Origin of the sequence: Moraxella sp. CTOTU47618 (genome assembly GCF_032017425.1) — a bacterium.
In the GTDB taxonomy this organism is placed as follows: Bacteria; Pseudomonadota; Gammaproteobacteria; order Pseudomonadales; family Moraxellaceae; genus Faucicola; species Faucicola tetraodonis.
In genome coordinates this window covers 119944-142951 of record NZ_DALZPW010000007.1, presented here as the reverse complement: position 1 = coordinate 142951, position 23008 = coordinate 119944, and the positions used below count along the sequence as shown (strand labels likewise).

Here is a 23008-nt window from a genome sequence, read left to right as displayed (position 1 = left end):
CTACTACCACATGTTTGGCAACCTCCGCAATAGGGTGTGGTCGGGGGCTTACCTTTGTTTCGTTAGGGCGTACCATTAAATATAACTTAGGACGCCCTTTAACTGGCACTAGATATTCTTTCGCTTCGGCTTTGTGTGAACTGATACTGCGGTCAGATGTGATAGGCTTACGTTTTTCCATGAGTAACCCAATAATGTATTGTATTAGTGTACATTCTAGTGTACATTAAATGCAGATATTAGGATAGTAATAATGGAATAAAATGAGATAATCTATAACCTAAGTTATTGAATATATGTAAAAAATTATAGACTATGGTACGCCTTGATTCACTGATTCGACACCCGCCGAGCGCACCATTCTTAATGCCTAAATTATTGGTTTCATGATTATTGATTTCATGAGGATTTTAATTTATTCATATTTTTATGGGTACATAATAGGCGATACATATCCATTGGTAGAATGCAATTGCTCGTATGACTGCCTATAGTGAAGAACAATCTTTTGCAATTCGATCAGCAACTCGGCGGCTCTATTTTTAACTTCTGTTGGGTGTTTTTTGGTTTTCATTCATAAGGGTATTGTCTCAGAGTTTTAGGTCTCCGATAATCTTGGGATGGTTCACTTAGCCTTTATTGACGGCTTGCAGGCGGGTGAGTGATTATCAGCCCCACGCTTTCGCCCAATATGGCAACATCTGTGGGTGAGTAGACCAACACACGCTCTTGACTAGCAAGCTGCACTTCATAAACCACATGACTGCCTTTAAACTGCTTGGCGGTAATCAATCCATTAACCGCGCTGTTTGTTTGGGGTACCACCGATAGCCATTCTGGTCGAATCAGCACTTGGCGACTGTCTGCAAAATAAGGATAATTGCTCATTGGCAGCGCACCGATTGCAGTCACCAAGTCATTGCCATGTTGCTGCGCCTGTAGAAAGCTGCCTTTGCCGACAAATTTTGCCACCGTGGCGGTGCTGGGGGCTTGATACAATTGAATTGGCGTGTCCCATTGCTGCAATCGACCATCTGCCAACATACCGATTTTATCCGCTATCATAAAGGCTTCTTGCTGGTCATGGGTCACCACAATGGCGCTGATTTGTTTGGCTTTAAGTAGCTGCTGAATGCTCATCGCCAACGCTTCTCGCATATCGGCATCGAGACTTGAGAATGGCTCATCAAACAAAATCAGCTGCGGATTGGGGGCAATCGCCCGTGCTAATGCCACCCGCTGTTGCTGCCCGCCAGATAATTCATGCGGGTAGCGACATGCTAAATGTTCCAGTCCTATCAAGGTAAGTAAAGCATCAATGTTGCACTGTCTGTCAGTTTTTGACAAGTGTTGAAGCCCAAAACCAATGTTGTCTGCCACCGTCAAATGCGGAAACAGCGCATAATCCTGAAACACAATGCCAATCTGGCGCTGATAAGCAGGGATATTGATGTGGGTGCGGCTATCAAATAGCGTCCGCTTGCCAAATTGAATTGAGCCTGCTGTCGGGGTTTCAAAACCTGCAATGCAGCGTAGCAGGCTGGTTTTACCACAGCCAGATTGACCGACCAAACACGCAATTTGCCCTTGCGGCAACTCAAAACTAATCTGATCGAGGACGGTTTTGCTAGACGGGTGATAACTGAGCGATAACTCATTCACAGTCAAATGCGCATCCGATACCGCGTTCTGCGATAAATCATTGAAGTTCATGTTACGTTACTTTCCTTGGAAAACAAAATCACGGGCAACAGTCCCGCTAGTATAATGACCAGTGCAGGCAATGCGGCTTGCTGAAACTGCCCTTCCATGGTAAAGGCATAAATTCGCACCGCGAGAGTGTCCCAATCACTAGGTCGGGTCATCAGCGTGATGGGCATCTCTTTCATCAAATCGACAAACACCATGAGTACGGCAACGCCTAGCGAGCTTTTGACCAAAGGGATATACAAACGGCGAATCAACGCAACACCGCGCACATTGAGGATGACTGCCGACTCCACAAGACTTGGGCGGACACGCTCAAAACCTGCCTCAATGCTCGACACTGCCAGCGCCAAAAAGCGAATAATATAGGCTAAAAGCATCACAATTAACGAGCCTTTGATGACAGCGGTCGTACCATCACTGACGGGCAAAAATTGTAATAACAGATTGTCCATCGCTGCAATTGGGATAAAAATACCAATCGCCAATACCGAACCAGGGATGGCATAGCCGAGCGTGGTAATACGCATCAAAATCGTGGCAAACAATGACTTATCACTGCGCTTGGCAATCACAAGTAGCAATGCCACAACCATAACCAATACCGCACCAACAAGCCCAATCACTAATGAATTGCCCATCGGCTGGAGCAACGCGCTCACATCGCCCTGCTGCCAATGTGCAACCACCCAAACAATCAACTGGATGACAGGTAGCACAAAGCTGACCAGCAAAATCACACCGCAATAGACCGTTGTCAGCCAACCCAAACCACTAGGTAGCGGCTTTGGCTGAATTGCCGTTGATTTTTTGGTGGCAAATTGACGGCGGCCGCGACTCAGCTGCTCTAGCACAATCATGACAAATACAAATAGCACCAGTAAAGAAGCCAGTTGTTTGGCAGTATCAATGGAAAAAAAGCCAAACCAAGCTTGATAAATGGCAGTAGTAAAGGTTTCTACCCCAAAGACAGATACCGCACCAAAATCTGCGAGGACTTCCATCATCGCCAGCAGCAAGCCACCCATTAGCCATGGACGCGCCATCGGTAGGGCAATTTTGACTAACGATTCGCGTGGCGTCAAGCCAAGCGATGCGCCCATCTCCAGCGCCTGTTGCCCCATACTGGTAAAGGCGTTGCGAGCGAGAAGATACACATAGGGATAAAAAGCTAGTATCAGCACAATCGATAATCCCCAAATATTGCGGATATCGGGCAGTCCTTGTGCAAACCCCTGCTGCTCTCGCAAATAGGTACTCATCGCACCTGTATAGTCAAACATACCCAATTGCACAAACGCCAATACGTAGGCAGGTACAGTAAGTGGCAGCATCATTGCCCAAAAAAATAGCTTACGTCCTGGAAACTGGTACATCGCCGTTAGCCATGCGGTGGTCACGCCAAGTAGCAAAATCCCGACGGACGTCGTGATTAGCAATATCAGGGTGTTTTTAAGTAGTAACCCCAACTGATAATCAAGCAAAAACTGCCAAATCTCTTGGTCAATCTCACCAAAGCTAGTAAGTACCACCAAAAGCGGCAGCAATACTAGAGTCGAACATAGCACCAGCCAAAACCGAGCCAAACCAATACCCTTATTCATGTCCACCCAAATCGTCAACCTTAATGTAAATGATAATTATTATTGTTTAAATAAATATTCTATATTATACTACGAAACCAATACGTTTGGCGGCGATTTTAACTTGCACCGTCGCATCGTTAAGGTCTGCTTTTTAGTAGGGTGTTCGGTATAATTTTTTAGGACGAATAAAAGGGTAAGTTATGAAACGCTTGATGACTTTTGGTATGTTGATGGGTGCGGTAACACCTGCGCTAGCAAGTGATCTGGTGATTTATTCAGCGCGCGCTGATAATTTGTTGAAGCCGATTGTGGCAAAATACGAGCAGCAAACAGGCGTAAAAATCAAGCTGGTCAACGATAAAGCAGGCGTACTGATCGAAAAAATTAAAGCAGAAGGTGCTAATACCCCAGCTGACTTACTTATCACAGTTGATGGCGGTAACTTATGGCAAGCGGCGCAAGAAAACATCTTAAGACCTGTCAATTCAAAAGTACTTGAAACCAATATCCCGCCGCAATTCCAAGACCCACAAAATCGTTGGTTTGGTATGTCAGTGCGCGCCCGTACCATTTTTTACAACCCAACCAAAATCAATCCAAGCCAGCTATCAACTTACGCAGATTTATCTACCCCCAAGTGGAAAGGCAAGCTGTGTTTAAGAACATCGGACAATGTCTATAACCAATCTTTGGTTGCCACCATGATTCATCACAACGGCTTACCACAAACGGAGCGTATTTTAAAAGGTTGGGTCAGTAATCTAGCCACCGCGCCATTTGCCAATGACACAGCGCTGCTTGAAGCAATTGACGCAGGTCGCTGTGATGTCGGTATCGCCAATACTTACTACTATGGTCGGCTGCTTGATACCAAGCCAAACATTAAGGTCAAACCCTATTTTGCCAACCAAAAATGGCAAGGTACCCATGTCAATGTATCGGGTATTGGCGTAGTTAAACACAGCAAAAACGCGGCACAAGCACAAAAATTTATGGAATGGCTCAGTGGCGCAGAGGCACAAAATTTATTTGCTGACTTGAACAGTGAATACCCAGCCAACCCACGCATCGCACCACATCCAAAAGTCGCCAGATGGGGCAGCTTTAAGCAGGACATTATCAATGTATCCGTGGCTGGTAAAAACCAACGCCATGCGATTATGCTAATGAAAAAAGCGGGTTATAAATAAACACGGTATTCGCTTGTTTGTTAAAGATACAGTTTAGGTAAAAAAACGAATGTCACTGTGAGGTGGCATTCGTTTTTTTTATTGATTAAGGGGTAAAGGAAAAAAATATGATTGCGTTACTCACTCGTTTAGTTGCCCAAGATTTTTTAGTGGACGAAATGCTAAAAATGCTATTCATCCAACCCAGTTTTATTTTATGATACGGCTTTTCATCCAGTTGATAATAAGTTAAATGGCATGATGCGTTGCCAATGGAAGTTGAATGATTTTAAACCCCAGTAATACCCCGTTTTCAATTTGGTTGGCAGAAGGGCAGTCAAGCCAGCGTGAGATGCTACTTGCCATGCAAGCCATGAAATGCCAATATAACTTACCGATGACCATCGTGGCATCCCATCGACAATCACGACCAGAAATCTTAAACTGTGCCGATATAGCGTACCAAGAGCCATCCGAGCCAAGTGAGCGGGTTGAGTTTGTACTTGCACAGGCCAAAAAGCACAATAGCAAAGTGGTATTGACAGGACGCAATAGCCAAGATTATGAAGCCAGACGTCAAGACTTCAAAGCAGCCGGTATTCGATTGTTGACAGGCGCAACTGACACAGCCACGCTTGAATTAATGGATGATAAAGCCGCTTTTACAGCTTTTTGCCAGCAACATGATATCCCTGTGGCAAGTGGCTGGCAGTTCGATAATACAGATGAGTTAATGGCACTGCTCGCGTTGCATGGTGAGCAGCCGTTATGTGTAAAACCCGTTAAAGGCATATTTGCGCAAGGGTTTTGGCGACTCGATACGGCAGCGGTCGATGAATGGGATAGTTTTGAGCATTTATACTTCACCGATGCTAAAAAAATTCATCTTGCACAATTTTTGCACGCCTATAACCATAGCCAACTGGTAAAAGAACAACCCATTGCTATGCTGCTGATGCCCTATCTAGCAGGCAAAGAATATTCGATTGATGTGGTATGTGAGACAGGGGAAGTGTTAGCCGCAGTGACGCGCTATAAAGAAGGCAGTGAGCAGCATGTGGGCTATGACGAGACAGTGATGGAGCTTGTCAAGCGTCTGGTGACAGCCCTAAAAGCCGATGGTATTGTGAGCATCCAAACCAAAGCTGATGAAAATGGCATGCACAAGGTACTGGAAATCAATAGCCGCGCCTCTGGTGGGATTGGCTACACCGATCATGCCTTTGACAACGGCACGATGAATTTAACCCAATTAGCTTTTGGCTATTGGTCAGGCTGTATTGCTAAACCGCATCTGCCAACGGTACGTGATACCATCACCCCTTGCATCGTGCGCCCGCTCATGACCAGTGTCAAAATCGGCTAACGGATAAAATAACAGGACAACAGACGGCATGACCGAGCAAAAAACCATTTCGTTATCGCGTGGCGAGCTTACTTTACGTTATCAAACCAGCGCGGATTATCAACTCGATGAGTTGTTGGGGTTTGCTGAGCGTATCAATCCCAAGCGCGCGTTTTTGTTTGTATCCAAAGTATTGGGGCGACATATTCCGGTATCTCCCGATAAAATGCGACAAGCCTTCACCCAGTTGGCGACTCTCATACCCGATGATTTGCCCGAACCGATTGTGGTGATTGGTATGGCGGAGACCGCAGTCGGACTGTCGGCAGGGGTGCATCAAGTGCTGCAGGCGCGTTATCCGCAAGCTATTTTGCTCAACTCGACGCGGCATGCACAGGCAGCAGAGCTGCTTGCTACGTTTAGCGAAGATCATAGTCATGCCAGCGTGCATTTGATTTACCAAAGTGATGACAGCGCGCTACAAGCGAACGTTGAAAACGCCAAAACCTTGATTATGGTCGATGATGAAGCCTCCACAGGTAATACCTGCCAAAATGTGGTCAACGCCCTGCGTCAAGCAGGAATGAGTAAGCTTGAGCAAGTGCATTTGGCGACGCTGGTTGATTGGTCACTGGGCAAAAAACTTAGTAAGAAACTGGGCAAAACAGATAGTAATATTTTTAATGACATCGCCTTTTTTCGCCATCATCTGCTCGCAGGAGATTGGACGTGGACAGATAGGGTGAATGCGCCTGCGGTTACCATGCCAAATGTGTCAACCACAAAGGCAGGCAGTCAGCCACTGCTGCCTACCGGCAATTGGGGTAGACAACCGGCACGCGATAGTACATCGGGATTGGATTTTTTGCTGCAAGGTTTGCATCATACGCTGAGCCAAAGACAATTGACCCTAGCGTCATTCGCCCATCAAAAAATCTTGGTACTGGGCAGTAATGAGTTTGTTTGGTTGCCGTTGTTGCTTGCCGAACAATTGGCGCAGTATCAGGCGGATGTCAAATTTTCTGCCTTGACGCGTTCACCCATCGCCATCCATGCTAATAGCGCCGTGACTAGCGTCATCAAGTTCTTTGACCATTATGGCTTGGGCATGACCAATTTTGTTTACAACGTGACGCCTGAGGCGTGGGATTGGGTGCTGTTGTGCGTGGAAACCCCCCAAGATAGCGTGGATGAGATTTGGCAGCGCTTTGATAATGTCATGGTAATTTCACCGAGACCCGAAATCTGACATTCTAAACCCGACAAACGAAGTGCGATATCTGAAGTCCGACAACCAAAACCCAATCAGTCACAAAATCGATAAAAGTTAATTTTGATAAAAGTGAGTGTGAATGACCGATTTTTTTAAACCCGAAGCCCGTTTTTTTGAATCAAAAGTCGCGCTAGTCAAACCGTATGCGTTGATGGATTTGGACGATACCTTGTTTCAAACCCAGCGAAAAATTGCAGCTTGGCAATTGCCAATGGATGGGTTGGTGGCGGCGACCGTCGATAAGCAGAATGCGCCATTGAGCTTTTTGACCCCAAAGCAGCGCCATTTTTTTAATTGGTTATCCCAATCAACGGAGCTTATCCCCGTCACCGCAAGAGATACCACTGAGATTATGCGCGTCAAACTGCCGTTTGATAGTTGGCAAGTCTTGACCCATGGTGCAGTGATTGTAACACCGTCGGGGCAGATTTGTGCGCGTTGGCAGCGGCTAATGGCAGGGCAATTGGTGGCGCTACAACCCAAACTGACCCAGCTTATGGCGCGATTGGCAGGGTTTGAAGCACTGCGTATAACTCCACATTATGAACACTTTATAGTAGACAATAACGCGACGGATTTGATGGTATATGTCGCCATCAAACATCGGTATAAAGACCACGATGCTTTGCTGCAGTTTGCGGCACAGCTGCCGAGTGTGCTCAATAAAGTGCCTGATTTGGGCGATGAGTTTTATATCCATGTCAATGCCAATAACTTGGCACTCTTGCCGCACGTCGTCAACAAGCATCACGCGATGCGTTTTTTGCTCGATTATCATTTGGATAAAAACCGCCCTTGTTTTGGTTTTGGTGATAGCTTGGCGGATTTGCCGTTTTTACAATTATTGGACTGGTATGGCACGCCCAATCGAGGGCAACTGCATGATGCTATCAGTCAAGGGTGTTTATAATCATGACAATTCAGGCGAATTTTTCGGGTAGTTATTTATCTTCTGAGGTTACCTTGCTGCTCGATATCGTCAGTGCTGATAGCGTCAATGATATCAGCCCAACCCAAAAAGAAGCGTTAATCCAATCAGGTCAGCGCCATTATTCAGATATGCTGACGCTTGAAAAACCGCCCAGCGCCACGCATGAAGCCTTGTACAATCAAGCATTGATGGCAGGCAAACAGCGCATGGCAAATGATGTCACAAGCCTTGCCTTTAGCTTACATCAGCTATTTCATGCTTGTGTGAGTGCCTCGCAGCCGCTGATATTGGTCAGTCTCGTGCGGGCAGGATTGCCGATTGGGGTCTTGCTACAAAAAGCGCTTAGTGATGCCTCTGCCAGCTATGCGTTAGCTAGCCAGCATTATGGGGTGAGTATCATCCGTGACCGCGGGCTTGACCCTGTTGCCTTGCAATATATTTTGCAGCAGCATCCCCATAGCCCGATTGTGTTTGTCGATGGTTGGACGGGTAAAGGGGCTATCTATGGTGAATTGCAACGAAGTTTAGCCCAAATCACTGATAAGCGGCAACAAGCGCAACTGTTTCACCAAGGTGAGGGAGTGATTCCACTGGTGACGTTGGCAGATCCTGCCGGGGTGGCTTGGCTATCGGCAAGTAATGATGATTGGCTGATGCCGGCAAGTTTGCTCAATAGCACTGTCTCTGGGCTGATATCGCGTACCCTGTATCGTGAGCCCAGTGATGGACTGCACCAAGCAGTGTATTATGACCAGTTACAGCCTTGGGATCGCAGTGGCGAGTTTATCCAAACCATTGATGCGCTGCGGAAGCAAACGCCCTTATCAACACCGCTAACGGGCAAGTTATTGCCGATTTTTGCCACCCAGTCTGTGATAGATGACTTAGCGGCGCGCTTTGCCATCAGCAATCGCAACCGTATTAAACCCACCATCGCCGAGGCGACCCGCGCGATATTACGGCGCGACCCTGAGTGTGTATTGGTCAATGAGATGGCAGACGGACAAGATACAGCATTACTGCGGCATCTTTGTAAAGAAAAAAATATTCAATTAATTGCAGATACCAGTATTGCACCTTACCAAGCTGTCACCATTATTAAGGACAGAAGCCAATGATAACCGCATCTTTGCGCTCATCGACCTTGTTAACCGCCCATTTATCCTAACCGCTCTTTTACGCACATTGTACTTTTATGACACTATTACACCCTGTAAATCATTTTTTGGCTGAACCCGTTGCGCCGACTATCAATCCCTACCAACTGGGTGCGACGCTTTATATGCCAGCCACGCGCCAAGATATTTGGCAAATTATTAGTCAGCAAAAATTGGCTGAGATTGATAGTATCGTGATTTGTTTGGAAGATGCGGTAAGTGAAAGTGAAATTCCTGCCGCGCTCGCAAACTTAAAGCAGCTGCTTGCGACATGGGCTCAGCACGCCGAGACGCATGGTTTTGGCGATGAATCGCGCCCAATTTCACCGCGAGCTTCACGCCCGATGGTATTTATCCGACCGCGCAACGCCTTGATGCTCAGCGAGCTTGCCAGTTGGCAGACGATTGGCTTGGTGGATGGCTTTGTGTTACCAAAAATCGATATGCGAAGCCTTGCCGATTGGCGATTGGCTTGTCAGGCATTGCCATCGACACAGCTATTGATGCCGACCCTTGAGACTCGGCTTATCTTTAACCCGATACACAACCAAGAACTGGCGCTAGCGTTTAGTGAAGGGTTTAGCCAGTCGATTTTGGCACTGCGTATTGGCGGCAATGATTTATTTGCCTCGCTGCGCTTGCGTCGTCCGTCTGATGTGACGATCTATCAAACCCCAGTTGGCATACTTATCTATCAGTTAATTGCCTGTTTTGTGCCGCAAGGTTTTTATTTGACCGCACCCGTGTTTGAGTATTTGGATAAACCTGCCTTGTTTGCTGAAGAATTGCGGCAAGATGTCGCCTTGGGACTGGTGGGAAAAACCATCATTCACCCTGAGCAAATTGCTGCAGTCAAACACGCTTTTTATGTCAATGACATAGAGCGCAGTCAAGCCACCGCGATTCTTGCCGCCGATGCCAAGGCGGTGTTCAAGCAAGACAACAGTATGCTTGAGCCAGCCACGCATCGCGCGTGGGCGACCAGTGTGATGCTCCGTGCCAATGTCTAAAAGCTAAGGTCTAACAGCCAAGGTCTAAAAGCCACTGTCTAACAGTTTGTCACATCAAAGTCAGATAACAAATCACTGACCGATAATTGAACAAATTTGCGCTATGATGACGGGTTAGCAGATAACAATAATTTATGATAACAATTTAACTGATAACCAGCATCATGGAAACCTATGCAAGCAAATACTCTCCCCAGTCAGTCAGTGACGGTTATTTTTCAAGGTAGTATCAACGTTCATCAGCTAGGGCAGGGCGGCGATGACGGCAGTGATTTTTTGGCTAACGTCGCTAAAACCCGAGCAGCCTTGCCCCATGCGACCATTGTATTATCGACTTGGGATACGCTTGCGTTGCCGCCCGAGTTTGACACCGCCGACAAATTGGGTATCGATCAGCTGATTTTAAACCCAGATCCTGGGGGTCTGCCCAATATCAAATTTGGCTACGACGCCCCTAACAACGTCAATCGACAAATCATCTCAACGCAAGCAGGTCTAAACCAAGTCAGCACCGAATACGCGCTCAAACTACGCACCGACAGCTACTTACTCAATGACAATCTGCTACAATTTTATCGCTATTATACCCAGCAAGTAACGCTACATTCCCAGCGCCATTTATCCTCAGAAAGTGAAGGAACCGACTATTCGCCGATTGTAGTGCCGTCGTTTTTTACCATCGACCCTAGCATGTTTGAGCATATGGCGTTTCATATCAGCGATTGGGCGCAGTTTGGCAAGACCGAGCGACTGCAGGCGTTTTGGTCAGCACCCCTGATGAGTCGTGACAATGCCACTTATTTTGAGTCGCATGCACAAGATGTCGATGCCAAATTTGCGGACAATACTTTTCGCACGCGGTTGGCTGTCGAGCAGCATATTGCCAGTCATTATGCCAATCAAATCGGTTACGCCGCCACGCCAAGCTACTACAATGAGCTCAACGAGCAGATTTTAGATGCACACAAGGCATTTTTGGCGAGTGACGTAATTGTGCTTGATATGACAGACTACGGACTACGGTTACCCAAATACGCGTGGACATTGACCGATGCTTTTATGGCGATGAACTGCATCAGCCATGATGACTGGTATCAGCTGTTTTATCAATATTGGTATCCCAACCAAGTTGACGAAACCCGCTTGGCGCATGCGGATGAACGAGCGGTGATGAAAAGTATTGCCGCAGCAGAGTTTTATCAAAACAGCCCAGTCGATCAACAGCAGATTTTCTCCCGTCTTTATCCCTAAATCCGCTAAATAAAAAAGCTTACCCAACAGATGGTAAGCTTTTTTTCAACTAAACAATTAAACGCCAATTTTTAAACATCAACCTTTAACCATGAGCCCTTAAACATCAGCCTTTAAACCGTGGGCTTTAAGCGCTTGGTATTCATCCGGCGTACCACAAAAATCAATGTCGTCCTCCGTGATTTTGACATAACCAACCCTGCCGCCTTGTGCGATTAATAAATTATACATCGGGGCAATATAATATTCGTTGTTAACCGTCAACTGTTGGGTAATCGCTTGTTGAAACAACGACAGATACTGCTGCTTGGATTTAAAATAATATAGGCCATCACTGCAAAGATTGGAGATGCGCTGTTTTTCGGTGGTTTTAATCACCCTGTCATCGTCACCGACAGCGATAAATGACCAATGGTCGCCTTCGCCTTCAAATACTTCTAAATAGCCATCAACAGACTCTACCCAGTCAGGTTTTTCAAACCCATAGCGAAAGGTATCAATGTTAAAAATATAAATCGGCTCATCGTCATCAATGCTAGGATTGCTGAGTCCCATTCCGAGTCCGAGGGCTACTGTTTCAGCTTGTCCTGCTGTCTCGCCATCAAGGGTATGAATCATAAAATTGCGCACACCCAAGCGCGTTAATCGCTCAGCAACAAATCGCGGGGTATCATATACATCGCGCACGATAAGCAAAAATAAATCGGTGCTAAAATAGCGCTCAAACGACTTGATTGCCAAATCAAACACAATGGTATCGGCAATCGACAATTGATACTTAGGTACCTCAAAGCCCGCCTTAAAAAAACGACTGCTTAGCCCTGCCATCGGAATTACGAACATGTCACTGCCTCCATCACATACATTTTATATAAACGATATGCATTGAGCAGCATGGCGCGCTGGCGATCGGGTCTATCTGCGTGCAAGGGTAGCATGGATAAGAACAATAACACCACCGCTGGCATGATAGATTCTGTGGTCATGCCATTGACCCAGGTGCCTGCAAAAAATTCTTGCTGGATTTGCTCCAAACGCTTATCAATATCGAATCGTATATTGCTACCACTAGGGCTATCAATAATTTCATAACGCCCTGCGATGATAAAATCATACATACCAATCACAGAATGGGTGAGCTTGGCTAAATCATAGCTTGCATTACCAAAAATACTAAAGTTGCCGTTAGAATCCGTGCCCCGTGGGTCAAAAACTTTTACCCGGCGACCGCGCATGTCATACATAATGTTGCTAAAACATAAATCGCCATGCATGACACTCACGGTGTTTGGCAGTGCCAAGGCTTTGTCGATACAGTCCTGCGCAATCTCTAGCGTACTGCCAAGCATCGTTTCATCATATATCACAGGTTGGTTCAAATCGATATCGGCATCATCGGCATACGCGTACAAGCGCTTTAAGGTTTTTTTATGGTACAAATCTTCGGCATATGATTTGGCAAACCCGGTTTCGATATGGCGATGCACGTCGGACTGATTAGCCATACTAAAAAATTCTTTTAATAGCTGAAAAATATGTTGCCAAAACTCAGTGGTATTTAACCCATGCACATACAACTCATTGAGCGGTAATAATGGCAAGAACTCTAAGCTATAACTAAACTGTCCGTCCACTTGCTGATAATCAATCAATTGCGGGGTAAAACGTCTGAGTGGCGCAGGAATATGGGTGTACCAATAAATTTCCGCTTCAATTTTGTTGTTGTCATCACTGCTTTTGGTGACAATGCCTTCCCGAATCTGCAGTGAATTAAAGGCGCGTTCGGTGGTCATATTGGCGCGGGCATGAATATAATGGACAAAATTACTGCAGTCATAATACGACTCAATGTTGACCGATTTCATTGCGATAGCTTGTTGGTACAAATAAATCGCCCGTACAAAATTTTTCTTACTAATCGCCAGCGCTTTAATTAACTCCAATCGTGAGGAAAAGGCAAAATACCCAATCCAATCGGTGGGGTTTTCTTTCATTTTTTTGGTTTGTTGCCAGTCGTATTGGCGCGTTTTATCTGACACACCAATACAATCTGAGTAATCAACTAAGTGTGGTAAAAATACATCCCCTTGGATGATACGAATATACTGGTATGATTTATCAATGGCTAGATTAAGCACATATAAAATCGTCTCGGACAATGCCAAATTTTCAGGGATTGTCACCACTTCAATGGGAAGTGACTCAATCACCGCTTTTTCATTGATGGTCAAAGTATAAGCTTCGGGTAGTGACAATAGAATTTTTTCATGGGGAAAGTGTTGGCGCACCACATCGACTTGCAGCTGTAACAGTTTTTTATTGCCAATGGGCAGCATGCAAGGCGGAATGCGCCCAATTTCTGCTTCAAATTCGGCATTGACATAAGAAGAGGCGTTAATGAGTATCATGGCGTTAAATTACCTTAACTGTCGTTATTGTTTTTATTTTTTTATTAAGGTGTTAAATCAAGTAACTGGCAAATCTCTGCATAGCTTAGCTTGACCAATTCGTCGGGTCGAATAGCTTTGTCATCCACGTAAAACCCTTCAAAGCCGCACCAAGGTTTACCTACGTATAATTCATCATACGGGATATCATGTCGTCTCAGCCAATCGATGATAATTGGCAAGGTGTTTTTATTAATAGCGCCAATATTGCCTTGATAGGTGCGCATATTGCGACTGGTATTGATGACAATGGTAAACCCTTGTCGGTGATAGTCTCTAAGTTTCTCGATAACTTCGGTGATGGGTTGGGCATTGGCATAGTCGCCGTTTTGGGTGGTGCATAGGGTGTCATCTAGGTCAAAGATTAGCCGCTTCATTGTTATTATGTTCCTAATATGGCAGTGATAGACTTAAACTAAAAATTTTTGTATTTTCAATAAAATCAATTAGTTGGTTGTGATTTTAACTTCAATACCTTAAAACGAATCTCTATCAAATGATATTACTTATTCATTACTTATTGTAATTTTAGGTAAGAATGTGAGAAAAATCGATTATAGGGCTTAATCACAATGGTTAATATTGGCTAAACCACTTTTAACCAATCAATCAATCGATGTTGACAATTTTTGAGAATAAGCCAGAGCAGGAAAAACGGGTGAGAGGCTGATGAATCTAAATGAAATAGGTTGTAATTTGATAAAAAATTGGCTTTTACTAATGATGGATTGATAGGCTAAAAGATTAAAAGGCGAAACAACAGTAAGCAAAAAACCGCGGCAAAGCACGAAAAATTTATTTGATAGCGACGTAACTATGGACTTTGTACATACGACCCAGCGCGTTTTTCCAGCCACGGGCATTGGGCATAAAGGCTTGGCAATGATCTAAATGATAGCCATAGCCTGCATTGCCATAGGCCATCAAAAAACTGCCATCCAAAAAGCCTGACTGCCCTATAACAAAGCCGTTACCTTGATTAAATCGCGCTTCAGCACCGTTACCGAGCAAGGTGGCATTGATTGCGGTATAGCCGTGGCCTTGATTGTGGTTGGCATTGGCGTGGGTGATATCGATACTGGCGTGATGACGGGCAAAATAGCCACCGATCACGTTTTCATTGCCAAGACTGCGATTGGCCAAAATACGCCCGCCATTGTCGGCAAAATAGCCATAGCCATAATTGCGAAAGGCATTGGTACGTCGGTTGATGCTGTTGCAGCTTAGCATACCATTGTGCAGCGCCAAAAAGCCATGTTTGTTTTCGCTGGCACTGGTATCATGACACCACATCGAGCCATTGGTGAGTGCATAAAACCCTGCGATATGGTTGTGGGCAGACACGCTGTTGTCGGCATTGACAAAGCCGCTAGATTCCGCGCAAAATCCAAAACCCAACTCTTCATCCAAATGCGCACAGTGATACGCCTCGCATTGCTGGGCATCTATCGAGCCCCCATACGCAAAAAACCCGACGTCCCCCGCAAACTGTACAATCACCCCAGGCTCACAGCGGATACTTGAGCCAAAGCGGGCAGCAACCCCATAATAAAACTTATTGATACGGACCTTTGACCCCACGAGCACTTGGCTATTGTAATTGCACATGATACCGGCACCATAGCCTTCATCTTGCCACTGTCCATAGCCCAAAAACGCCTTAGTGCCATTGATAGTCATGCCATCGATTTTAAAAATACCGTTGCCCCGCTGCATCAAAAAGCCACAGCGGTTATGGGCATCATCAAAATGTAGCTGTACCTTATCAGGATTGTCCAAATTGCCAACAATCTCTACCCGATCACTAAAAAAATCAATTTCAACTTGGCTTAAATAATACTCGCCATCGGCAATTTTGATTTGGATAAAGCCTTTATCACCCAAATTATTTAATTGGCTTTTACAATAAGCCAAAGCCGCGTGAATAGTCGGGAAGGTCTGCGGCACTTCAATACGTTGCCAGCGGTTGGATGCTTTTTTAATCATAATAACAACAAGGTAACAAGTGATATGGCACTCAAAATGAGTAGGTCGACCATACATCGCCAAAAAACCTAGCGATAGTCAAAGCCATTGCAATTATCCAGGAAATAGCCGCTGTAATATGTTGGGTTTTCTTAGTGAATATGAAGTTTTTTATGACGATTTAGGTTTTGCCAATTTTTCACTCAACGAATTTGCGACCCAGGCAGGCCCAATCAACAAAAATTGTAAGTCTTCAAAAAATGACGGTTTTTTACCTTCAATTTTGTGACCGACAAATTGCCCAATCCACGCGACCACAAATACGCCAAACCAAAACTTAAACCCAAATGGCAAGATAGCAATCGCTGCCAAGCAAAACAGCACAAACATGCCCATAGCAATAAATAATTGCGTAGACAAGCGTAGATAAAACAGCATTACCAAAGCAATCAATACCAACGTAAACGCCGCCTGCCATGACATTCCCATGCCCAAGATACTGGCAAAAATCGTGGGTACGCACAGCCAATGAATTTTTTTATTGATAGGGTGTTGGTGGCTCACAGCGTAGTCAGCCAGCCAGCTTTGTAGGGATTTCTTTGAATGAAGCAGGGTCACGGTTGCCATAATCTTCTTCCTTAAAGATAATAAAAACAATGAAAAAAATTGCTGATAAAAAATGGGTGTGACTCCCATCAGTTACCACTGAATCGTATCACACCCTAGTCGTTTGTCAAATCAGCGAATTTACACTGATAGGTTTTGATATCAGTGGCTTTTGATATCAGGGCTTTTGATATCAGTGGCTACTAGGCCAAGCCTTTGGCTTTTTGCTCACTGCGATACCACTCATACAGCCCCACAAACGCATTAATTTGGTACACCATGGTTTGAATGGCAAAAATATAATTTTGCGACATCAAGTTGACAATCAGCCAGACAAAATTCACCGCAATCCATAACCACCAGTTGAATGAATAGCGTAAAATCATCGTGGCTTGCGCTGTGATGGAAAGCACAAATGCCAACACATTAATCCAAAAAAAATCAATCACGCCCAAAAATTTACTGCCATCGTCGGCGACCACGCCATAACCCATCGACGCTAGCCAATTATTGACAGTTGGAAATAATGCCAAGCCAATCGCGATAAAGGCAATGGTTACCAACCAAACAATTTTATTGGCTGATTTGGGAATCATATTGCCATCGCCATCGGTATTTTTTGACCAATAAAAAATGCCATATAAATGGGTAAAAAAGTTAAACAGCGGCGCGAGCATCAAACCCACCGCACCCGCGGTTCCCTGTACAATGGTTTCACCTGCCGTTGCCAACATACCAAAGCCATTACCCGCGACATTGCGGCGAAAACTTAGCGATACCACACACAATAGCCCGATAAAAGACACCCCCAAATAAAACCAGTCTAACGCTCGATGTTCTGTGGTCAACCAAAAGACCGTAGCCAATGCCACCACCCCAAAAAAGAACCATACCACCGTCCATTCTTGTGCCCATTCACCGGTAATTTTATCCAAAATCGCAATTCGCATTTCGCCTCCAACAGTCATTACAACCATAACAACATTTTTTAATTAAGTTTCAAAAAATAAAACCAAAAATTTTCAGCATATTTACCAAGCGTGTCTACTAAGCATGTCTAGAAAATTATTTTATGCCTCGATATCTTGATAGTGGTGAAAAACGTGTGTATCAATGAGCGCAATCGCATCCAAGAAGCGCTGATGATAGTCTGGACTATCAATAAACAGCGGCGCAATATGATGACGGGCAAAGATTTGTTTTAAACGGTTTTCAAAACGCTCACGCTGGGACTCGCTGCCTAGAGAGCGCATCCCATCGGCGACCCAAGGGGTGTTATTGGCAAGCATCAGGGTGTAATCTAAGCGAAACTCATCGATACAGGCGGTCAAAAACGGGTGGGTACGCCCTTCGTATTCTTCACAGAATGCTTGCGTGGTCACAAAATCTGTATCCACCAAGGTGATCGGGGCAGGGGCAAAGCGTTTGGCGGCGCGTATCGCTTGTTCATGGTCAGTTGCCATGAGCGGATAGTCATCGTATTGCATACCAAGCTCAGTACCGCCCAAATCGGTTTGCACAAACAGCCGTCCCATCTCTAACCCATAGCTTGCACCATAATAGTTGGCTAATTTATGCAGTAGTGTGGTTTTACCTGAGCTTTCACCACCCACCAATGCCACAGTTTTGGTGTAGTCACCTCGCGCTTGCGGGTGAATGGCTGACCAATACAGCGCGGGGTTATTGTGAATCTTGCGGCTATCAAAACCGCGCTGGCGTGGCGTGGTCACCACGGGTAAATGTAAACCATAATCGACAAACGGATGGGTTTCATCCATAAACACAACCGGGGTTACTACCTCTGCCTTATCGCTAGATGTGGTCAACTTAAAGTAACGTTGTTGCAAATCCGCTAATACCGCATTGACCTCATCAACGCTCAAATCTTGATAATTGTCTTCATACGAGGGGGTTACCAAATCAGGTAAAATCTCTATATGCACAAATGGCAAATCAGCAAATGCCATGGTCATCCAGCGCGCTTTATCTTTCAAATCAATGGAAAAATTCGGATTTGGCGCAGGGTGAGCGGTAATAAAAATATATAAATCTTTGACTTGCCCAGATGCATGCAAAATCGTTCTTACATGCCCCAAATGCAGCGGCTCAAAATGTCCAATAATGATACCCACATCTTGCATCATGCTTTCCTCATCACTTCATCATGGTTTTTTTAACTATTTTTTATTGACTTGATTTTTTGATTACTTGGATAGATATCCCTAATAAGGATATAAAGAATAAGGATATAAAGTAACGCTATGATAATCGATTAGCCGCTATGAAGTTACAATCGTTTGTAACGCTAGTATCACAATTTGTAAGAATAGGTGCACAAACGCTACCACACACGCTATATAGCCGCGATAACAGCATAGCCACGATAACAGCGCTCCTCATAATCGCTCATGATAATAATGCTGTAGAAAAAGTTACTAAAAGAAACATCATTCTACGTTTTGTCACCCAACTATACTCTGCATTTGCTTATAATAAATCATAACCAAAACGTAGTATCTTTAACCAATAATTTTAGCTGATGGCACTAAGTTTTCTAACGGCATTAAGTTTTAAAGGCATTAAATTTTAAAAATGTTAGGTTTTAACTAAGTCGTAAGTGGTTTTCTTTATTTTTAACAGGTGAAAAATTGAATGACAAATAAACTGGTAAAACTTCATCGCTCTCAGAATCATCGTATGATTGCAGGTGTGATGGGGGGTATTGCAGAGTATTTAGGCTGGAATGTAACATTGGTGCGTTTGTTGTTTGTGATTATCTCAACCGCGAGTGTGGCAGTGCCAGGTATTTTGATATACATCGTGTTATGGATTGTCATGCCAAATGCTACCCAAAGCTCTTATCGTGCGGTTTGATGGGTGTATAGGCGTATTTGTAGCCCAGCTAAACAATTAAAAAAAGAAATATTATGAATAATAACAACTAGCTATAACAATAACTATAAACTTCTCCACTTTTCCTCCTGCCCAGATACTACATTATCTGGGTATTTTTTTAACCTAAAAAAAGCCTTAAGGAAATGCTTAAGGCTTTTGTTCATATTAAAAATCTTGAAAAAATTGACTAAGGCACAAAACGTACAGGCTCGGCAATCACTTGCTGGGCGCGTTCTGCGACTTTATCAAAGCGGTGGATACTGTTACCTTGGTTGTCAACAGCGACCGTCACCGGCATATCTTCTACTTCAAACTCATAAATCGCTTCCATACCTAGCTCTGGGAAGGCAAGTACTTTAGCGCCTTTGATAGCTTTTGATACTAGATAAGCGGCACCACCCACTGCAATGAGATAAATTGCGCCATGTTTGGCAATGACTTCACAGGTCGCAGGACTACGCTCGGATTTACCAATCATCCCAATCAAGCCTTGATCCAAGATTGTGTCGGTGAATTTATCCATACGCGTTGAGGTGGTGGGACCTGCTGGACCGACCACTTCATCGCCCACGGCATCGACAGGACCGACATAATAAATAAAGCGATTTTGTAAATCCACGGGTAGCGCTTCGCCTTTGGCAAGCATATCGACCATGCGTTTGTGCGCGGCATCACGACCCGTTAAGATTTTACCGCTAAGTAGTAAGGTATCACCGATGTTAAACTGACCTAAGGTTTGTTTGGTTAAGTCGTTAACATTGACTTTAATCACATCATCGGAGCCAAAGGACACTTCTGGCCAATCTGATAGTGAAGGGACAGGCAAGGCTGCTTCACCTTGACCGTCTAGGGTAAAGTGAATATGACGAGTCGCCGCACAGTTTGGAATCATGGCAACGGCTTTGCTTGCGGCATGGGTAGGAAAATCTAGTACTTTCACATCGAGTACCGTAGTCAAGCCGCCAAGACCTTGGGCGCCAACGCCAAGCTCGTTCACTTTGTCGTACATATTGAGACGTAAGCGCTCAACGCTATCAAGCTCGGCACCGCTTTGGGCTTTGGCTTGTAAATCATGGATATCGATGTGTTCCATAAGTGAGCGCTTGGCAAGCATCATGGCTTTTTCTGGCGTGCCGCCGACACCGATACCTAAGATACCAGGTGGACACCAACCTGCCCCCATTTGTGGGACGGTTTTTAACACCCATTCTTCAATCGAATCTGAGGGGTTTAGCATCGCAAATTTTGCTTTGTTTTCTGAACCGCCACCTTTCGCGGCACAAATCACATCAACTTTGTCACCCGGTACCACGCTCATGTGAACCACTGCTGGCGTGTTGTCTTTGGTGTTTTGACGTTTGCCAATTGGGTCTACTAGGATGGATGCCCTTAGTGGGTTGTCTGGATTGTTGTAAGCACGGCGCACCCCTTCATTAACCATGTCTTCAACGCTCATCGCTGAGCCTTGCAAGTCCCATTGCACGTTCATACCGATATCAAGGAACACTACCGCACTACCAGTATCTTGGCAAATCGGACGATGACCCATCGCTGACATACGGCTATTGGTGAGGATTTGCCCCATGGCGTTTTTGGCAGATTGGTTGGTTTCTTTTTGCCATGCTCCATATACAGCATCAACGAAGTCTTTTGGGTGATAATAACTGATGTATTGAAAGGCGTTGGCGATAGAATTTATAAAGTCGTCTTTCTTGATGACGGTCATTGGCTAGTCCTTTTCACTGGCTAAATAGTGGCGCTATTATAGCATTGTCACTTGCTAGATTGGCAAACAAGATTGGCAAAAGGGCGCAGGAATAACCGTTTTACAAGATTAACCCCTAAAATTTTTATCCCGTTAAAAAATTATTAACAGTTAGTGGATAATACTTGGCAATGCATGATTGAGTAATTGCATAAAACTGGTATGTAGCCAGCCATACATCGCCATAAATCCCGCTATCAACACTACATAGCTTGCGGTGATGATTTTACCCTTTAACACCACTAAAGAAGGCGGGATGAATGGGGCAGTGCTGCCAGAGATTGGTCCATCGCCAAGATGATTGGGTGGCCAAGGTGTGCTACTAGCTTTATGGGCGAATAGCTGCTGCTGGCGGATAACGCGATACTGCATGACATACACCATACCCAGCAAGCCACCTATCATTGCACCGCCCACATGACTGGCATTATCGATACCGCCCACCAAAAAACCATAGCCTAAATTAATCGCCATGACTATCAGTAACGAGCGAAAATTTAACGCAAAATTATTGAATGATGTTTTGGTTAGCGCTGTCACCAATAGCGCCATCCCAATACCCATGATACCACCTGACGCACCGGCACTAATAATCGGCGGCTCACCTGCCATCACGCTATGCAAGCCCAAAAAGTTATTGAGCAAATTGCCGCCAACCCCTGATAACAAAAATAACGCTAAAAAATTGACAGCGCCAAACATCCGCTCAGCCACTTGTCCAAAATAATATAAAGCAAACATATTAAACAGCAAATGCATAAAACCAATATGCAAAAACAGGCTGGTCACCAATCGCCACGGCGCTTCACCCAGTGAAAAGGGTAAAAAATTGGCACCCCAAGCAATCAACGATTGGTTAGTGGGGTTGGTCGGATTGACGCCAAACAATAGCTGTAAGGCAAACACTCCAACACAAATTACCACCAACGCCAACGTGATAGGGTAGTGTTGTAAAGCTTGTTGGATTGGGGATTCAAATGCCATAGCGCGCCTTATGTAAACCAATTTAAGTGTAAGCCAATTTAAGCCAAAATTTCAAAAGAAAAAAGCCTGTATAAAATCATTATCATCAATTCACAAATCGCAATTATAGTGTGAAATGGTAACAATGTTTTGCAAATCCGTCGGGGTAATCCAGAAAATGATAAGCTAAGCGAGAGGTATTTTCGCCAAATTTTTAGCATCATAGATAAAAATTATAGATACAAAAGGCTTTATGATAAAACGCCAACCCAAACCGCTTGTCATCCTCATTCATGGTTTACACATGCATGCCTGGGCGATGCGACCGCTTGCCAAAAAACTCACCAAACTCGGCTACGAGTGTCATAGGTTTGGGTATTTTAGCGTCGCGCATAATCTTGCCAACCATAGCCGCCGTTTGCACCGCTGGCTGACCAAACATGAAAAAGCGGGTGTGCCTATTTATTTGGTCGGTCATAGTCTGGGTGGGTTGGTCATTCGAGACTTTTTGCAGCGCTATCCACAGTGGCAGATTACTCGCTGTGTGACACTTGGGACGCCGCATAATGGCAGCATCAGTGCCAATAACATCGTCAAAATCCTGCCAAAATTCGTCGGTCGCTCGTATCTGCAGGGGCTTGATGGCAATGCGCCTGCACTCAACGATGAAGTACAGCTAGGTAGTATTGCGGGGGTTCGTTCGGTGGGGCTTGGCAAAGTGGTATTACCCCGTAACCGTGAGCTTACCAAGCTTGAGCCGCATCTGCAGCCCAATGACGGCACGGTATTTGTGCATGAAACCCAGCTTGCTGCTGCCAAAGACCATATCACCGTCAATGCGTCTCATACGGGATTACTGATAAATGATGAAGTAGCGATGCAAATCCATCACTTTTTGCAACAAGGGCATTTTTTGCATACAAAAAATTGTTGAGACA

The 23008-nt window shown here is 44.9% G+C and carries 21 protein-coding genes; 9 read left to right on the top strand and 12 right to left on the bottom strand.

The features are described from left to right. The 3 genes from RTS09_RS07430 to RTS09_RS07420 form a co-directional block, all read right to left on the bottom strand. The coding region (locus RTS09_RS07430) for a hypothetical protein (RefSeq protein WP_312535678.1) at positions 1–181 on the bottom strand (181 nt) is incomplete at its 3' end. A gap of 455 nt (positions 182–636) precedes the next feature. Then, positions 637–1713 carry an ABC transporter ATP-binding protein gene (locus RTS09_RS07425; protein ID WP_312535675.1) on the bottom strand — a complete coding sequence of 359 codons (1077 nt, stop codon included), beginning with the start codon at positions 1711–1713 and terminating at the stop codon, positions 637–639. Then, entirely contained in the window at positions 1710–3311 is a 1602-nt protein-coding gene (locus tag RTS09_RS07420) for an ABC transporter permease (RefSeq protein ID WP_312535673.1), read from the bottom strand. Before RTS09_RS07420 ends, RTS09_RS07425 begins: the two co-directional genes overlap by 4 nt. A gap of 182 nt (positions 3312–3493) precedes the next feature. On the opposite strand from RTS09_RS07420, the gene RTS09_RS07415 reads away from it, so the two are divergent. The 7 genes from RTS09_RS07415 to RTS09_RS07385 all read left to right on the top strand — a co-directional run bounded on the left by RTS09_RS07415 (position 3494) and on the right by RTS09_RS07385 (position 11429). After that, on the top strand, positions 3494–4483 hold the full coding sequence (locus RTS09_RS07415) for an extracellular solute-binding protein (RefSeq protein WP_138018894.1): 990 nt from the start codon (positions 3494–3496) through the stop codon (positions 4481–4483). A 262-nt stretch (positions 4484–4745) separates the two neighbouring features. Further along, on the top strand, positions 4746–5828 hold the full coding sequence (locus RTS09_RS07410; RefSeq protein ID WP_312535667.1) for an ATP-grasp domain-containing protein: 1083 nt from the start codon (positions 4746–4748) through the stop codon (positions 5826–5828). 28 nt (positions 5829–5856) lie between these two features. Then, positions 5857–7056: a phosphoribosyltransferase domain-containing protein gene (locus RTS09_RS07405; RefSeq protein WP_312535664.1), complete on the top strand. Its 1200-nt coding sequence runs from the start codon at positions 5857–5859 to the stop codon at positions 7054–7056. A 103-nt stretch (positions 7057–7159) separates the two neighbouring features. Beyond that, positions 7160–7990: a hypothetical protein gene (locus RTS09_RS07400; RefSeq protein WP_312535662.1), complete on the top strand. Its 831-nt coding sequence runs from the start codon at positions 7160–7162 to the stop codon at positions 7988–7990. A gap of 2 nt (positions 7991–7992) precedes the next feature. Further along, entirely contained in the window at positions 7993–9129 is a 1137-nt protein-coding gene (locus RTS09_RS07395) for a cysteine protease StiP domain-containing protein (protein WP_312535660.1), read from the top strand. 77 nt (positions 9130–9206) lie between these two features. Next, a complete protein-coding gene (locus RTS09_RS07390) occupies positions 9207–10178 on the top strand; it encodes an HpcH/HpaI aldolase/citrate lyase family protein (RefSeq protein ID WP_312174748.1) in 972 nt (323 codons plus the stop codon). A 174-nt stretch (positions 10179–10352) separates the two neighbouring features. Then, positions 10353–11429, top strand: a complete 1077-nt coding sequence (locus tag RTS09_RS07385) for a WavE lipopolysaccharide synthesis family protein (protein WP_312535657.1) — start codon at positions 10353–10355, stop codon at positions 11427–11429. A gap of 99 nt (positions 11430–11528) precedes the next feature. Here RTS09_RS07385 and RTS09_RS07380 read toward each other — a convergent pair whose 3' ends face one another. From RTS09_RS07380 to nadR, 7 genes are all read right to left on the bottom strand, one after another. Next, positions 11529–12272, bottom strand: a complete 744-nt coding sequence (locus RTS09_RS07380; protein WP_312535654.1) for a glycosyltransferase family 2 protein — start codon at positions 12270–12272, stop codon at positions 11529–11531. Then, positions 12263–13837 (bottom strand): aminoglycoside phosphotransferase family protein, encoded by a 1575-nt coding sequence (locus RTS09_RS07375; RefSeq protein ID WP_312535651.1) that lies wholly within the window; start codon positions 13835–13837, stop codon positions 12263–12265. Before RTS09_RS07375 ends, RTS09_RS07380 begins: the two co-directional genes overlap by 10 nt. A 44-nt stretch (positions 13838–13881) precedes the next feature. Beyond that, on the bottom strand, positions 13882–14253 hold the full coding sequence (locus tag RTS09_RS07370; protein ID WP_312535649.1) for an HAD-IIIC family phosphatase: 372 nt from the start codon (positions 14251–14253) through the stop codon (positions 13882–13884). Positions 14254–14671: 418 nt separating this feature from the next. Next, positions 14672–15862 (bottom strand): hypothetical protein, encoded by a 1191-nt coding sequence (locus RTS09_RS07365; protein WP_312535647.1) that lies wholly within the window; start codon positions 15860–15862, stop codon positions 14672–14674. Positions 15863–16012: 150 nt separating this feature from the next. After that, the gene (locus RTS09_RS07360; protein ID WP_239741665.1) at positions 16013–16468 is read right to left on the bottom strand and encodes an Mpo1 family 2-hydroxy fatty acid dioxygenase; all 456 of its coding nucleotides are present in this window, start codon (positions 16466–16468) and stop codon (positions 16013–16015) included. A gap of 182 nt (positions 16469–16650) precedes the next feature. Continuing rightward, positions 16651–17397 carry a nicotinamide riboside transporter PnuC gene (gene pnuC / locus RTS09_RS07355; RefSeq protein ID WP_099807719.1) on the bottom strand — a complete coding sequence of 249 codons (747 nt, stop codon included), beginning with the start codon at positions 17395–17397 and terminating at the stop codon, positions 16651–16653. 120 nt (positions 17398–17517) lie between these two features. Beyond that, positions 17518–18591: a multifunctional transcriptional regulator/nicotinamide-nucleotide adenylyltransferase/ribosylnicotinamide kinase NadR gene (gene nadR, locus RTS09_RS07350; RefSeq protein ID WP_312535640.1), complete on the bottom strand. Its 1074-nt coding sequence runs from the start codon at positions 18589–18591 to the stop codon at positions 17518–17520. 508 nt (positions 18592–19099) lie between these two features. On the opposite strand from nadR, the gene RTS09_RS07345 reads away from it, so the two are divergent. Then, entirely contained in the window at positions 19100–19321 is a 222-nt protein-coding gene (locus tag RTS09_RS07345; protein WP_312535637.1) for a PspC domain-containing protein, read from the top strand. Between the two features lie 208 nt (positions 19322–19529). On the opposite strand, the gene RTS09_RS07340 is transcribed toward RTS09_RS07345, so the two are convergent. Next, positions 19530–21068: a fumarate hydratase gene (locus RTS09_RS07340; protein ID WP_312535634.1), complete on the bottom strand. Its 1539-nt coding sequence runs from the start codon at positions 21066–21068 to the stop codon at positions 19530–19532. Between the two features lie 150 nt (positions 21069–21218). Then, positions 21219–22091: a rhomboid family intramembrane serine protease gene (locus RTS09_RS07335; RefSeq protein ID WP_312535632.1), complete on the bottom strand. Its 873-nt coding sequence runs from the start codon at positions 22089–22091 to the stop codon at positions 21219–21221. Between the two features lie 232 nt (positions 22092–22323). Between RTS09_RS07335 and RTS09_RS07330 the strand changes: the two genes are divergently transcribed. Beyond that, on the top strand, positions 22324–23004 hold the full coding sequence (locus RTS09_RS07330) for an alpha/beta fold hydrolase (RefSeq protein WP_312535630.1): 681 nt from the start codon (positions 22324–22326) through the stop codon (positions 23002–23004). The last annotated feature ends 4 nt before the right edge of the window (positions 23005–23008 follow it).